Raw genomic sequence first — 14,551 nt, 5'->3', positions numbered from 1 at the left:
TTTCCAATTTCTTCTGAAAAATCAACCTTTATTGACTTATAATAGTTAATAAGGTAAAATATTAAATGTACAAAATTATTAACTTTGTTTTTGTTTGTGTCAGGAGGAAAATAACATGGAATCAGCGATACAACTAGAAAGAGAACAACAAAGAAAAAAGAAACATCCTCCAGGTTTATACTTACTCTTCTTTACAGAAATGTGGGAAAGATTTAGTTACTATGGATTACGAGGATTATTAACATTATATTTAACGACAGCTTTAGTAAGCGGTGGTCTTGGGTTTAGTCCCGCATGGGCACTCTCTATTTACGGATTTTATACTGGAGCCTGTTATTTCACACCAATGATTGGTGGATACTTAACAGACCGTTTTCTAGGTAGACGAAAAGCAATCACAATTGGTGGTATAACAATGGCAATCGGTAACCTTACACTATTTGCCTTGCAAAACCAATTAGGCCTATACCTCGGATTAGCGCTTATTATTATCGGTAACGGATTCTTCAAACCGAACATCTCTACACTGGTTGGAGAATTATACGAAGAGAACGATCCAAAACGTGATAGTGCATTTACCATTTTCTATATGGGTATTAACGTCGGGTCATTTTTAGCTCCACTCGTTTGCGGATTTTTATCAGAAAATTTATTCAAAACAACAGTTGATGGCGTTGTACATTACGGATTCCGTTACGGTTTCTTAGCCGCTTCAATCGGAATGATTATTGGACAAATTTTATTTACAACACTATCAAATCGCTTCCTTGGTAATATCGGTAAAAAACCAACTCGCGATTTACAAACAGCTGCTGGACAACCATCAGTAGGAGATACACCATTAACAAAAAAAGAAAAACAACGTACCGCAGTTATCGTCATTTTAACATGCTTCGTTGTCTTCTTCTGGGCTGGCTTTGAACAAGCTGGTAGCTCATTAACATTATATACAAACAAATTTGTAGACCGCTCTGTGTTCGGATGGGAAGTTCCAACATCTTGGTTCCAATCGGTCAATCCATTATTTATTATTTTGCTTGCTCCAGTCATTTCTGCATTATGGGCAAAACTTGCAACTCGCAAGCAGGGTGATTTAAAAATCCCAACTAAAATGGGACTTGGTATGATCTTGCTCGGTATCGGTTATATCATTCTCGTTATCGCTACATTAAAAACAGGTAGTGATGAACATAACATTACAGAAAAAGCAAACTTACTATTTATCGTCTTTACGTATCTTTTCCATACGTTAGGTGAGCTATTCTTATCACCTGTCGGACTATCAATGGTTAGTGCGCTTGCTCCGGTAAAATTAGCATCTTTACTAATGGGTGTATGGCTAGCAAGTTCAGGTATCGCCAACATTTTAGGCGGACAACTTGCAAGCTTCACAACTTCACTTGGATACGCTGAAGTATTCACAGTTATTGGCGCTGTGGCAATTGTACTAGGTTGTGTTTTATTATTAATTTCTAAGAAATTAGTGAAATGGATGGATTAAAAAAAGATGAGGAATTTCTCCTCATCTTTTTTTATGCTGTTTTACCTTGTTCTATTGCTTGTTCGTACAGCTCTTTATGTTCTTTATATTCACTTGGTACGAAACTCTTATAGAAGAATGAGAACCAGCTGTCTCCCTTTTTATACCCTTCTTCTCGAATTTCCGCTGCTTTTTTATTCGATTTAAATCCTTCAGTAAACCATTTCTTTAACAATTCATTTCTTTCATACTTAGCAGGAACTTTTAAATCATAGTTTTCAAATGCATACTTATAGCCAGCTTTTTCTACTGCCTTTTTTGTAGATTTATAGCCTTTTTCATACGCTGTTTCATATGCCTTCACGTATACTTCTTTCTCTCTATTTCCAGGATTCTTTTCAGCTAATTCTTTCCCTGTCTTTTCCCCTAACTCAGCTTGCTCTTTTTCAATTTTTTCTGTTCTTTCTTTATTCCCTACTTTAAATCCGTCTGCAAAGTTTACCTTAAACTCTGAAGCAACTTGACTATCGTCCATCGTCTCTTGTGCTAAACCTTGTTCTTTTCCTTTTTCAAAATGCGTTTTCTTCTGCTCTTCTAAAGACCATGCGGCTGCATAAGTCGCTTTAAACGCTTGTTTATATGCATCAGATTTTCCAGCTACATGCACTTCTACATCATTTTTTCCTGCTTTAAAATCAGTTTCTCCATTCTTTTGACCTTCAAGTTGACCTTTTTCCATATCAGCTTGGCGCTGCGCTTCCTCTTGTTTACGTGCCTCTTCAGCTTTTCTTTGTTCCTCGGCTACACGTTGTCTCTCTTCTTCAGCTTTACGCTGTGCTTCTGCAGCACGTTGTTTTTCAGCCTCAGTATTGCGCTGTGCTTCTGCTTGTCTCTCAGCTTCTACAGCACTATTATTATTCTGGCTAGGAGCTGGGCTCGTTGCACCACTACTAGAAGCTGGTTTATTGTGATAATGATATTCCCCGTACTGTAATCCCCATTTCTCACAATTTGTACGACACGTATGTCCTCCATTAGCATCTGTACGCCCTGGATGCGCATAAGCTGAAATTGGAGCTACCAATAACGCTATACTCGTTGTGAAAAGAAGTTTCTTCACCTGTTGTCTCACTCTTGTTCCTCCCCAAAATAGAATTCTAACTTTATTATACATAAATAGAAGAATGTTTAAATACAAACCAAAATATTCTATTATTTCTCAACATTAGTAAAAAAAGAAGGTGAACTCTTTAAAGAGTTCACCTTCTTTTTTTACTTCTTCGCCTTCGTTCCTACTAAATCACCAGCAACAACATAACGCTTAGAATTATCCTTTACAGATACACATGTAATAAGCGTTATCTCATCTTTCCCATGATCCTCTACAACTTCCCACTTATCAGGAGTCACTTCAGATACACCAGTAACCGCATACTCATATTCATTTTCATTGTCATACAAATAAATTTTATCGCCTTTTTTCAAAGAAGCTATATCACTAAATAAAACACCTTTTTTAGACATGTTATGTCCTGCTAATGCGTAATTTCCTTTTCCCATAACTTGATTCTCTTTTACTGTCGCTGCACCTGATAATAAGTTTTTTTCAGTAGAAGCTTTTAAAACAGGCAGTTCTACTGAAACACTTGGAATCGAAATACGACCAATTACTTGTTTCTTATCTAATGATGCATTCGCTACTTCCGCCAAGTCTGGTTGATTAATTTTGGAAGCATCTACAAATTCCGTCTCATGCTTTTCATAATCCATCTTTTGAACAGCCTGCACATTTTCAGTCTGTTTCTTTTCAGCCTGATATCCATCATAAAATGGCTTTCCAATTAATACGCCACCTACAACAAATAGCAGAATTGCTACTATACTATAAATTCTTTGCTTATTCATACACAGTTCCTTTCCCTTACAAAATCTTACTCTATATAAAATGATAAAATAATATCGCTATATGTACAAGTATTAGCTTAAAAAGAAACCTTCTTGCCAGTGCAAGAAGGTTTCTTTTTAAGCTAATTTATTTCTGTATAGTGATACGTGAAATACTGTCATTTGAATAAAGAAAATAGAAAATAGAATATATAATGGGTATCCAGGAAGATATTCATTAATAATAGGCGAAAAAGTTAAAAATCCAACTGCACAAGGTAACACAAACCATAACGATACAAATGTTGTTCGACAAGCTTTATCCGTAATCGCTTTTTCACGTTCATCTTCTAGCGGAAATAATAATGGATACATCCAAAAAGATAAATTCTTATATTTTTTCTTTTGAATTCTATAAAAAATTGTAACTATAATTGCTCCAATAAATAATAAAATGAATGGTACTCCATTAAACCATACTTCAAATGGGAATTTCTCGTTTTTAATTATATCTGCTAACTCTGTAATAACACTATAAAATTCAACAAATGTCCAGCATGCTAAAGCAGTATAAAGCACGTTTATGATATAAGAAAAAACAATTCTATTCATCCTCTTCCCCCTCCTTATTTAAAACAAACACATCTTCCATCTTTAACTGAAACACATCACAAATCGTAAGTGCTAATAACAACGAAGGAACGTAATCCCCTTTTTCAATTGCAGCAATTGTTTGTCTCGTTACTCCAACCTTTTCTGCTAATACACTTTGCGTAAAGTTAAAACGAGCTCTTAATTCTTTTACTCTGTTTAAAATGGTCAAATTTACCACCTCTCACCATTATTGTATGCTATCCTTAACAAAATGTAAACTCAACTTAACATTATTATTATAAAAAAATCCAACTCTACGTATTGTAAAGTTGGATTACGTTTTAGTTTAAAATTGTAACTTTAACGATTTTTCTTCCCCATTGACTAGAAGACCCTTTATCAGGCATTAACACATCAATTCTGTTACCTTTAATCGCTCCACCAGTATCTGCTGCAATTGCGACTCCATACCCTTCAACATTTACAGTTTTGCCTAATGGAATAACTTTTGGATCTACAGCAATTAATTTCATTCCTGGGTTTGCAGTTAAGTTATAGTGTCCCCATGCAGAAAATACTTGTTGACCTGGTGCATAACCATTTTCACCTGGATCAGCTGTATAAGCTGTAGCTTCTACATAAATTTCTTTCCCACCAGCAGTTGGCTTAGAAGATGGTTCAGGTTGTGCAGGTTCTACCTTCGAATTATTATTAGCTACTGGTTCAACCGGTTTACTAGCTTTTTCTTGCTTTTGCTTTTCAGCAATTTCTGCTTGCGCTTTCGCTAAAGCTTCTTGCTCTGCTTTTGCAGCCGCTTCTGCTTTTGCACGCTCTTCTGCCGCAATTCTTGCTGCTTCTTGTTCACGAGCAATTGTTTCTTGTACTGCCTTCATATTTGATTCAATTTTAGCTTTCTCTTCCGCTGCTAAATTAAGTTGGCTTGCCACTTCATTATATTTAGCTTGAACTGTTTGCAAGTTATCTTGACGTTTTTTCAAGTTATCTTGCAGTTCAGCTTGTGCTTTTGCTAATTTTTGTTTATCTACTACTAAAGATGCTTCTTTTTCGTCAATTGTTTTCTTGTCCTCTTCAATTTGACGAAGATCTTGTTCTTGTAGACGTAAAATTTCTTTATCAGCTTCTAGAATAGTAGAAACTGCGTTCATACGTTGTAAGAAGTCTGCAAAGTTTTTTGACTCTACTACAACTTCTACTACTAAACTTGTATTTGAACTGTTTTGAACAGAAACCATACGTTTTCTCATAATATCTTTACGAGCAAGGACTTTATCCTCTAAAACGATAATTTCTTCCTTTTTTTGTTCAATCTGCTTATGTGTTTCATCAATTTTACGTTGAATAGCAGCTTGATCCTCTTTATTTTTTGCAATTGTATTATTTAAATTATGTAGTTCGTTTTCGATACCTTTAATTTCTTTACTAACAGCTTGCTTTTCTTGCTCTTTCTTTTGCATTTCTGCATCGTTTTGTTGCAATTGCTGTTGCATGTTGTTAAGTTTCTCGTCGTTTGACTCTGCTTTAACAGCGACTGTACTAGAAAGACCGATAATTCCTGCTAATACTAGACAGCTGATTCGCTTAAAATAGTTCATAATCCGACTCCCTTCTTATACAGTTATACATGATTTATTTTACAGTTTGTTTACAAAACGATTAAATACAGTTTATTTTTCGTGACGAAAAAAAGAGAATTATGAATAAAATGTAATAGATTCTTAAATATTTAACAATTCCTATATTTAAAAAATACAAAAGATGCTAAAATCCAAATATAGAGAAAATATAACTTTCGAAGGCGGTTGAAATAAATACATGTTTACTCAAAAAAAATCACTCCAACATACAATTGCTCAATTAGAAGAGCGTATACAAGAATTAGAATTAGAATTAAAACAAAAGGATATTGAAAAGCAAGAGACTATTTCTACTATCCACGATCGTGTACAAAGCGTTGTCCAAGAGCATCAACTTGTAAATAACCAACACAATACACTTCAAAATTTAGTTCAACAATTAAGTTCATGTTTCGAAAATGTTTCAACACGTACGACACATTCCAATGAGTTAAATAATGAAATGTTACAAAAGGAACAAAGCTTAATTCAGTCTATTGCAGAAATTATTGACTGCTCTAATGAAGGAAAAGAATCCGTTCACCGCTTACTTATTGTAATTAATAAATTAGGTGAACAATCTCAACGCACGTCTAATAGTATGAATCATCTAAGCGAACGCTCAAAGGAAATCGAGCAAATTGTAGAAGTCATTCAAAACATTGCAGCACAAACAAATTTACTTGCATTAAATGCGAGTATTGAAGCCGCACGTGCTGGGGAGCACGGTAAAGGATTCGCTGTCGTTGCCAATGAGGTAAGAAAACTAGCGGAAAGTACAGCAGAAAGTACAAAAAACATCGGCAACTTAACGAAAAAAATTCAAGAAGAAATTGAAAAAGCATATGATAACACAAAAGATAATTTACATTTAGTCGATGAAGGTGTAGAAATGAGCGCCGATACAAATGCTAGAATTGAAAATATTTTAGTTATGATTCAAACGTTACAAAATGGTGCTACAAATGTTATTAAGGCTATCGAAAACCAAAAGTCTTGTAATGATGACATATTACGAGAATTCGCTAACACACAACAAATGTTCCAAAAATTAAATACTACTATTATGAATCATATTCATGATGCTGAAAAAGTCGATGTTCAATTGTCTAAAAGTCTTCAAGAAACAGTAACTTCTTAATTAAAAATAAAAATCCCTTATACTGCTATAAGGGATTTTTATTTTATTTTGAATATTTATTTCTTTTCAATATTCATCCATATCTTTGTTATAATGGAAAAGTTGTTTCTTTCAACTAATAAACAAGGAGGTTATTATGGAACAATTTTACTACGTTTTAAAATATTTAATTCTCGGTCTGTTCCAAGGACTAACAGAACCAATTCCGATTTCTTCAAGTGGTCATCTCGTTTTAGCACAACATTTGCTAGGACTAAAAATAGAAGGGTTTAGCTTCGAACTACTTGTTAATTCAGCTTCATTATTAGCTGTATTACTTATTTATAGAAATGATTTAATTCGTCTAACGAAGAATGGTCTCTCTTATATATTTACAAGAGCAGAAGACGCAAAATCAGATTTCTTCTTTATTATTTATCTTGTTATTGCAACCATTCCAGCAGGTGTTATTGGTGTTTTATTTAAAGATTACATCGATCAGTACTTAAAAGGTGTGAAGATGGTTGGGATTTCCCTTCTTATTACTGCTGTCGGCCTTTGGATTATTAGAAATTTACGCGGTCGTAAAAATGATGGCGACCTTTCTATGAAAGATGCAATCATCGTCGGATTAGCACAAGCTTGCGCACTGATTCCCGGAATAAGCCGATCTGGTGCCACAATCGTAGCAGCAATGTTACTTGGTATGAAGCAAGAAACAGCTCTTCGCTTCTCATTCTTACTATACATTCCTGTTAGCTTAGGTGGCTTGTTGTTAAGCATTACAGACATTGCAAATGATCCAAATCTAGACACATTATTCGTACCATATGTCGTTGCATTCATCGCAACATTTATCATGACGTATATTTCACTAAAATGGTTTATGAACATTATGGCAAAAGGAAATTTAAAATATTTCTCTTTCTATTGTATTATCGTAGGTGTACTTACTCTTATTTTCTTATAAAGTAAAACTTACAAATTGAAAGCGAGTCATCTAGTGTAATAGAATGACTCGCTTTTTTATACCTTTATTAAGTTAAAACCTATCATTTACTTTGAATTTTCTGAATAGTATAATATTATTTAAGTTCACTATTACAGTAATTCTATCTTTCCTACTATTATCGTAAAAGAGGTGTTTATATGTTTATAGTTACTAAACTCATTCACATTAAGTACGGATATGAAAATGAGCTATTTTATGGGCTTAAACAATATTATCCTTCCCCTGGAACGAACGGTTGTATTAACATAGAGTTTTCACATGTTCATCGTACAAATGATAAGGCAGAATATATGATTCGTATGTTATGGAAAACACAACAAGATTACCATACATGGCTTTCTCAAAAAGAAGGCAATGAAACTTTGAAGCACAAAATACAAGGCTATATCCTTTCTTCCAAATCAAATGCTACCTATGTGCATTAACCCTTCTCTTTTTATTCCTTACGAGGGACAAAATGATAAAGTGAAACTTTAATCAGCCCTCATCAATTGGGCTGTTCACAAATAACGAGGTAAGGACCCTCTTACTTTTCATACTGTAAGAGGGCTTCTCTTATGCATACACTTTCTTCTCTTGACAATACAAACGAATAACATGTTTATTTTGTTGAAATACATCATGCGTCAGCCGAATAATAATAAAGTTTCGTTTTGTTTGATCATCATGAACAAAAATCTGTTCTCCCTCCTGAAAACGCCATGCACTTTCAAAAGTCGTAATATGATCCCCACTTACAGAAAAAAGTTCATATCGCATCTCTTGTACCCTCTCTCAACTTATATAATCATAATATCCTCATATTAAATTTATTATAACTTAATTCCTATAAAATTAGTAATTATTTCTATTTCGAAAGATTTTAACTTTGTATTTAAATATTTTTAGCGCTATAATGATAAACGAATTTTTATTGAAAGGAGTTTTACTTTGACTGCATATTTATTTCCAGTGAAAACAGCATTTATTTTATTTCCCTTTTTAGCAATGTTTCTTTTAATTCCTTTTTTAATATTTAATTATCGAAAATACGGTTATTTAAATAAATGGCGCTCATTTATTTTATACTCATTATTACTTTACTTATTAAATGCCTATTTTCTTGTTATTTTGCCGTTGCCACAAACGTTTGATACTTGTAGCCTACAACCGGCTAATACACAACACATGCAACTCTCACCATTTTATTTCATACAAGAGATTAGTAGTCATACATCGGCAGTTTTAACGAAACCAACTACTTATTTCTACTTATTAAAAGAGTCTGCGTTTTTACAAGTTGCCTTTAATGTTCTATTAACTGTTCCATTCGGCATTTACTTGCGTTATTATTTCCGACGTAGTTTCTTACAAACAATTTGCATTTCCTTTTTCCTTTCACTATTTTTTGAGCTAACACAAGTGACTGGATTATACGGTATATACAATTGTGCATACCGATTATTTGATATCGATGATTTGTTTTTAAATACATTAGGTGGCGTAATTGGTTTTATCATTGCACCAATATTTACGTACTTCCTTCCGAAGACAAACGAGTTAGATAGTCATATTAATTTGGAAACGAAACCAGTCGGATTCATTCGTCGCCTTATCGCGATGCAAATTGATTGGATTTTCTTATCTATCGTCGTACCTGTCGTTAAAAACAAAGGAAATTCTTTCTTCGTTTCTAATATGCAATCTTACACCAATATGTATGAACTCATTTTCATTACGTGTTCAATCCTTATTTACTTTATTATTATTCCATACTTTACGAATGGAAAAACAATTGGGAAAGCATTGCTTCGCATTCACGTGAAAGGAAAATCAAATCGTATTACATTAAAAGAACTATTTATTCGCTACGGTATATTTTATTTTGCGCTAGGCGGAATCAATTATATTCTTTCTAGTAGCTCTATTTTAAATCACACAGAGCCTTTAGTATTACTCGTTACATTGTTATTCCTATTTATCATTAACGGCCTATTCATTATTCATGTTTTACTGCATGTATTTAGCCGTGATAAACTACTATTTTATGAACATATTAGTCATACAAGAAATGCAATTACACTAAAAAAAGCTGACAAATAATTATTTGTCAGCTTTTTCATATACATAATGTGAAACCTTAATCAGCGGGGGTCTTACTGCCCGACAAATAGCGGGATAAATAACTTTTCTGCATAAGGATTAAAAAACATTCCAAGTTCATCTAGAGATTTCCTCACCTGTAAAAACGAATGAAACTCTGGATATATATCTTGTAATTGCTCATATGATAATGTATGCATTTTCCCCCAATGCGGACGCCCTTCATACTTCAGAAAAATTTTTTCCACTTCGCCAAAGTAAGCAGCATATTTCATACCTTTATACATATGAACAGCGATATACGCTGAATCTCTTCCATAGGCTGGACTAAGCCATATATCATCCCCTTTTACATAGCGGCATTCGATCGGGAAGTGCACCTTATACTTTTTCTTTTCAATAAGATTTGAGATTTCTTCTACAACCGTCCTCATATACTTTGAAGGAATGCTATACTCCATTTCATAAAATGGTACCGTACGTGATGTAGCAAATACTTCATAGCTCGGGCCAATTATTTTTGTGTTTGGTACAGCTTTAGCTGATAATCGACTCACTCCTTTACTTATAGAAGGAAACCATTTACACCCTTTAGATAGTAAAGAGAACATCCTATTTTCAAGTAACTCCACCTTTAGTTTATGCCATTTCAAATCACTGCCTTGATTCGTTGTTTCGTTCGTAAGTTTTACTTGTACTTCATCAGAATAAGGAAAAACGAAAAATTCAAAATGACGATGCTTCTTATATTCTTCTAGTTTGTTCATTACAGTGGATAATGACTGTTTTTCACTTTCATAAACGAGTGAATACGCTGGAATAACCTTCAATTTTATCTTTACAATGATACCTAACATTCCAAGTGACAACTGAAACGCTCTCCAATATTCTACGTTCTCAGCTTCCGAACAAACTATACTCTCACCATTAGATAGAACTGCCGTAATCTCTATAACTTGTGTTGATAAGCTCCCAAAGGTAATACCCGTTCCATGAGTCCCCGTACTAATCGCTCCTGCAATAGATTGCGAATCAATATCCCCTAAATTTTCTTGCGCATAACCTTTTTCCTCAAGTAACTTCCCTAAATCATATAACTTTGTTCCTGCCCATACTTCAGCAACCATCTTCTCTGCATCAATATTCACAATACCCTTCAATTCATCTAAAGAAACTAAAACTTCTTCCGTTTGCACAAGGGGTGTAAACGAATGTCCTGAACCGACAACACGAATTTTCTTCCCCTTTTTTCGCGCAAGTCCCACAACTTCTACTACATCTTGTATACTTTCTGGATACATCGTATAATGCGGCGTTCCTTCTACATTCCCTGTCCAATTTCTCCACTTTTGTCCCTCTATAGAAAGCATTGGCCATCCCCCCGATATGTTGAATACTCCCCAACAATCTCTCCTTTTTTAACACGATACAAAAAGGGAAAACGCTCACATAACTCACCAGCTTTACTATGGCGAAACAAAATGGACTCTCCTATATCCACTCGTTCCTCACCTTTATAAAAAATTGGCGTTTGTACCTCGCCAGCACCTTCTAAAGCTAATAGTTTTGCACCCTTCGGTCTCCAAACTTCAGGCTCTTTATCTTTTCCAACTGCTCCTGAAGCAATATATCCACCACCTAGGCAAGTGTAAATAAACGGGGCTGGTTTACGCACAACTGGTAAGGCAAATCCGACCGCTGGATAAAATTTTACCTCTTTATAATAATCAAACAGCTTCGGAGAATAAAAAGCAGAACCTATTGTAATCTCTGAAACTGAATTATCTTTCTCGGTTGTTTTTATACTTCCTGTTCCGCCTCCATTTACAAACCTTAGCTCAATACCAAGGTTTTGTATTGCTTTTACAATATGTTCTCTTCTTTCTTTCACTTCTAGCACTGATTTCTGCTTTAAATATGAAATTATTTTACTTTTCAACCATTGATTCGGTATATGATCTCCCACCCCAGCAATTTGAGCTTCATAACCCATTACACCATCTAACATTAAATATGATGACCTTCTCACCTTTTCTACTACTTTCAACGCATCCTGCACATTTTTTACTGGGGACCTTTGTACACCAAAATGAAATTGAAAGAAACGACTACTCATATCAATATCCAAACAAACACGAAAACATCCTTTAGATTTCTCAGCAATGCTTTCTAAATACACAATATGCTCTTCACAATCCACCATACAAGTTATAATGAAACCTTTCTTTGTTAACAAACTAATTTCATACAGAGCTCTTTCATCGTAAGCAGGATATCCAAGCAATAAATCATTAAATCCTTGTTCTATTAAAAATAAAATCTCTCTAGGTGAAAAGCACATAATACCTTGAAATCGATCATTTGCAGCTAGTATCTTTTGCATAATCGGAACAGAGCGTAACGATTTACTCGCTATACGAATCTTTTTATTTCCACTTAACTCTATAATCGATTGAATATTTCTATCTAAAGCCATTTCATCCAAAAATGCACACGGTAATGGAACTTCTTTAAAAATTCCTCTATCCACATTTTTCTCTCCTCTTTTCAATATGTCTTATACATATTGGAAAGAAAGTGTGATTTTCCTGTTTGCAAATAAAAAAAGTTTCTTCTTTACGAAGAAACTTTTTGAAACTACTTCATAGAAATAGTCGCCTCTACTGGATAATGATCAGAGTAATCATTATACGTATATTTTTGGAACCATGATGTAACAGTCCATTGTGGAGATTTCGGCTGTAACACCTTATTCTCTATATATGATGGGTTCGCATGGTCTTTACTTGCAATAATATAATCTAAATACTCAGCAGGACTATCAGGGAAATTATATTTTGCAATACTGTTTGTCGTTGCGTCCCAAGTCGCTGTATGTCCAGTATAAGATGGTACAGAAGCGTTCAATGTTTTAAACATAGATGCATACTCTGAATCATTCTTGTTCTCTGCATTAATTTTATTTACGTTCATATCACCACCAATTAACACATACTCATTATTTGGTATATTTTTATTTTTAATAAAGTCTTGAATTTCTTTTAATTGGTCTGTACGTACAGATGCTGGTGAAGTTTTTCCGCACATACTATCTTCAGCCTGCAAATGCGTCCCAATCACGTGAATGAAACGATCATTTTTCTTAATTTTCGTGTATACAAATCCTTTATTCGATAAATTATCTGGCCCGCATCCTTTTGCAAATACATATTGAATCTTTTCAGCGATTGGCCATTTGCTCACAATCGCAACGCCACCATCTTCAGGAGTTGAAGATGAATAGTTTCCTAACGTTTTATCCCATTCACTTCCACTACTACGACCTAATACTGCTGTTTGATTTGGATATTCTTTCTTCAAATTCCCTAATAAACGATCTGAAGCGCTATTATCAAACACTTCATTTAATATAACTACATCTTGATTCTTTATATAATCTGCCGCCCCGATTAAATCAGCACGCTCAGTTTGTCCCCAGTTCGGATATAAGTTTGTTGATAGCATATATACATTATGCGTCATCACTTTTAATGTATCATTTTGATTTGTAGACACTTCTGCTTGAGCTGACGTTCCGCTATATAAAGCTCCTAAACCAACACCTAAGCTAAGTACACCTTTTAGCAATTTACATTTCACGTTTCATACCCCCATGTATTGTATAGTGATAAAAAGGCCAAATACTCTATTCTGAGATTTGACCTTTTTTAAATACTTAACGATTTCCGTACGTATCAAACCAAAGCTGAATATATCCAGCAGTAACACGTTGTGCATCCATTAAACGCTTACCTGTCATTGGTGTAACTTCAGCGCGCCATTTATCTGCATATTCTTGTGATACAGCAGCTCTCACGAACCAATCTTTCGTATTATCATTTACAATGCCAGCGTAATCTTGTTTCGCAACTACTGCTGCTCCATGAATCCAATCTTCTGGATTCGTACCTTTCCAGTTCCAATATCCATTTCCATCCGTTACTTTATAATTATCTTTTATCGTATCTACAAAGTTTTCATATTTAGAATGGAATCCTTGTGGATACGATAGATTCGTAAAGTTTGCCGCATGCATCGGTTGGTTTACATCCCCTAAATAATGAAGAGATAATCCTAAATAGAAGAACGCTTGTTTCATATCTTTATTTTTATAAGACTCACCAGCTAATTTAAAATATTTAGCTCCTGTTTCCTTTGCTTGCTTTGCATACGGAATATAAGTTTTCCCATTGTCAGGGTCATAGAAATGTGAAGCAAATGTGCTATTATCATAATAAGGATTTTCATAGTCAGCAGCATAAATACCGTTCTCTAACTCCGTACGCCATTCATTTAATAGTGCAACTCGATCTTGTTTTACAAGTGTTGTATTACGAGACATAATATCAATTGCACGGTTTACAATCCATAAATGAGAATTCACGCCTTCTTTATGTTTATCTTCAGCAGACCAGCGCGGAATAACTCCAAATCTCTGTGCCCCATCATTTTCATGAGCAAATGCAACACTTTGTAATGGAGCAACTAATGTAATAGCTGCTGCTAAAGCAAGTACTTTCTTTTTCATATAAAATCCTCCATTTTATAATTGAATTATTGTAAACATTTTGTTAGGATCCTATGATGTCGTCCGGTTAACCTATGACTAGAATATCCCACCTTTCACGAAATTTCTATCACTAAATTAAAATATGCAAATGTTCATATCATTATAACTTTATACACAGTGAATATAATGAATGAAT

General features: G+C 34.2%; 15 protein-coding genes. 5 read left to right on the top strand and 10 right to left on the bottom strand.

The window, feature by feature from the left end; translation table 11 throughout:
• Positions 1-115: 115 nt before the first annotated feature.
• Positions 116-1,501, top strand: a complete 1,386-nt coding sequence (locus DN399_RS03525) for a peptide MFS transporter (protein WP_000443143.1) — start codon at positions 116-118, stop codon at positions 1,499-1,501.
• Between the two features lie 31 nt (positions 1,502-1,532).
• Here the strand turns inward: DN399_RS03525 and DN399_RS03520 are convergent, their stop codons facing one another.
• The 5 genes from DN399_RS03520 to DN399_RS03500 form a co-directional block, all read right to left on the bottom strand.
• Entirely contained in the window at positions 1,533-2,612 is a 1,080-nt protein-coding gene (locus DN399_RS03520) for a YHYH domain-containing protein (protein ID WP_001249798.1), read from the bottom strand.
• 140 nt (positions 2,613-2,752) lie between these two features.
• Positions 2,753-3,385 (bottom strand): class A sortase, encoded by a 633-nt coding sequence (locus tag DN399_RS03515; protein ID WP_001041724.1) that lies wholly within the window; start codon positions 3,383-3,385, stop codon positions 2,753-2,755.
• 117 nt (positions 3,386-3,502) lie between these two features.
• Entirely contained in the window at positions 3,503-3,976 is a 474-nt protein-coding gene (locus tag DN399_RS03510; protein ID WP_001080043.1) for a DUF2178 domain-containing protein, read from the bottom strand.
• Entirely contained in the window at positions 3,969-4,187 is a 219-nt protein-coding gene (locus DN399_RS03505; RefSeq protein WP_000154019.1) for a helix-turn-helix transcriptional regulator, read from the bottom strand. Before DN399_RS03505 ends, DN399_RS03510 begins: the two co-directional genes overlap by 8 nt.
• A gap of 112 nt (positions 4,188-4,299) precedes the next feature.
• Positions 4,300-5,571 (bottom strand): 3D domain-containing protein, encoded by a 1,272-nt coding sequence (locus DN399_RS03500; protein WP_006920835.1) that lies wholly within the window; start codon positions 5,569-5,571, stop codon positions 4,300-4,302.
• Between the two features lie 220 nt (positions 5,572-5,791).
• Here DN399_RS03500 and DN399_RS03495 point away from each other — a divergent pair, with 220 nt between their 5' ends.
• From DN399_RS03495 to DN399_RS03485, 3 genes are all read left to right on the top strand, one after another.
• Positions 5,792-6,733 (top strand): methyl-accepting chemotaxis protein, encoded by a 942-nt coding sequence (locus tag DN399_RS03495; RefSeq protein WP_000495036.1) that lies wholly within the window; start codon positions 5,792-5,794, stop codon positions 6,731-6,733.
• Between the two features lie 136 nt (positions 6,734-6,869).
• Positions 6,870-7,682, top strand: a complete 813-nt coding sequence (locus tag DN399_RS03490; protein ID WP_000434794.1) for an undecaprenyl-diphosphate phosphatase — start codon at positions 6,870-6,872, stop codon at positions 7,680-7,682.
• A 179-nt stretch (positions 7,683-7,861) separates the two neighbouring features.
• The gene (locus DN399_RS03485) at positions 7,862-8,149 is read left to right on the top strand and encodes a hypothetical protein (RefSeq protein ID WP_000471249.1); all 288 of its coding nucleotides are present in this window, start codon (positions 7,862-7,864) and stop codon (positions 8,147-8,149) included.
• Between the two features lie 130 nt (positions 8,150-8,279).
• Here the strand turns inward: DN399_RS03485 and DN399_RS03480 are convergent, their stop codons facing one another.
• Positions 8,280-8,483 carry a hypothetical protein gene (locus DN399_RS03480; RefSeq protein ID WP_001268332.1) on the bottom strand — a complete coding sequence of 68 codons (204 nt, stop codon included), beginning with the start codon at positions 8,481-8,483 and terminating at the stop codon, positions 8,280-8,282.
• Positions 8,484-8,654: 171 nt separating this feature from the next.
• Here DN399_RS03480 and DN399_RS03475 point away from each other — a divergent pair, with 171 nt between their 5' ends.
• A complete protein-coding gene (locus tag DN399_RS03475) occupies positions 8,655-9,806 on the top strand; it encodes a VanZ family protein (protein ID WP_000128028.1) in 1,152 nt (383 codons plus the stop codon).
• Positions 9,807-9,859: 53 nt separating this feature from the next.
• Here the strand turns inward: DN399_RS03475 and DN399_RS03470 are convergent, their stop codons facing one another.
• From DN399_RS03470 to cerA, 4 genes are all read right to left on the bottom strand, one after another.
• On the bottom strand, positions 9,860-11,176 hold the full coding sequence (locus DN399_RS03470) for a D-arabinono-1,4-lactone oxidase (protein ID WP_006920836.1): 1,317 nt from the start codon (positions 11,174-11,176) through the stop codon (positions 9,860-9,862).
• Complete coding sequence (locus tag DN399_RS03465) at positions 11,164-12,336, bottom strand: amino acid deaminase/aldolase (RefSeq protein WP_006920837.1); 1,173 nt, start codon at positions 12,334-12,336, stop codon at positions 11,164-11,166. Before DN399_RS03465 ends, DN399_RS03470 begins: the two co-directional genes overlap by 13 nt.
• 107 nt (positions 12,337-12,443) lie before the next feature.
• A complete protein-coding gene (sph, locus tag DN399_RS03460; protein WP_086388463.1) occupies positions 12,444-13,445 on the bottom strand; it encodes a sphingomyelinase C in 1,002 nt (333 codons plus the stop codon).
• Positions 13,446-13,521: 76 nt separating this feature from the next.
• Positions 13,522-14,373, bottom strand: a complete 852-nt coding sequence (gene cerA / locus DN399_RS03455) for a phospholipase CerA (RefSeq protein ID WP_000730995.1) — start codon at positions 14,371-14,373, stop codon at positions 13,522-13,524.
• Positions 14,374-14,551: the final 178 nt, after the last annotated feature.

It is taken from the genome of Bacillus sp. AR4-2 (genome assembly GCF_008274865.1).
Lineage (GTDB): Bacteria > Bacillota > Bacilli > Bacillales > Bacillaceae_G > Bacillus_A > Bacillus_A cereus.
The sequence above is the reverse complement of the archived record's forward strand: the minus strand, read 5'-3'. Positions and strand labels throughout refer to the sequence as shown.

What these genes read in the sequence shown, in the direction of transcription:
- DN399_RS03480 (WP_001268332.1), bottom strand. Translation starts at nt 8,483, where the DNA reads ATGCGATATGAACTTTTTTCTGTAAGTGGGGATCATATTACGACTTTT.
- DN399_RS03495 (WP_000495036.1), top strand. Translation starts at nt 5,792, where the DNA reads ATGTTTACTCAAAAAAAATCACTCCAACATACAATTGCTCAATTAGAA.
- DN399_RS03500 (WP_006920835.1), bottom strand. Translation starts at nt 5,571, where the DNA reads ATGAACTATTTTAAGCGAATCAGCTGTCTAGTATTAGCAGGAATTATC.
- DN399_RS03525 (WP_000443143.1), top strand. Translation starts at nt 116, where the DNA reads ATGGAATCAGCGATACAACTAGAAAGAGAACAACAAAGAAAAAAGAAA.
- DN399_RS03490 (WP_000434794.1), top strand. Translation starts at nt 6,870, where the DNA reads ATGGAACAATTTTACTACGTTTTAAAATATTTAATTCTCGGTCTGTTC.
- DN399_RS03470 (WP_006920836.1), bottom strand. Translation starts at nt 11,176, where the DNA reads ATGCTTTCTATAGAGGGACAAAAGTGGAGAAATTGGACAGGGAATGTA.
- cerA (WP_000730995.1), bottom strand. Translation starts at nt 14,373, where the DNA reads ATGAAAAAGAAAGTACTTGCTTTAGCAGCAGCTATTACATTAGTTGCT.
- DN399_RS03485 (WP_000471249.1), top strand. Translation starts at nt 7,862, where the DNA reads ATGTTTATAGTTACTAAACTCATTCACATTAAGTACGGATATGAAAAT.
- DN399_RS03515 (WP_001041724.1), bottom strand. Translation starts at nt 3,385, where the DNA reads ATGAATAAGCAAAGAATTTATAGTATAGTAGCAATTCTGCTATTTGTT.
- DN399_RS03510 (WP_001080043.1), bottom strand. Translation starts at nt 3,976, where the DNA reads ATGAATAGAATTGTTTTTTCTTATATCATAAACGTGCTTTATACTGCT.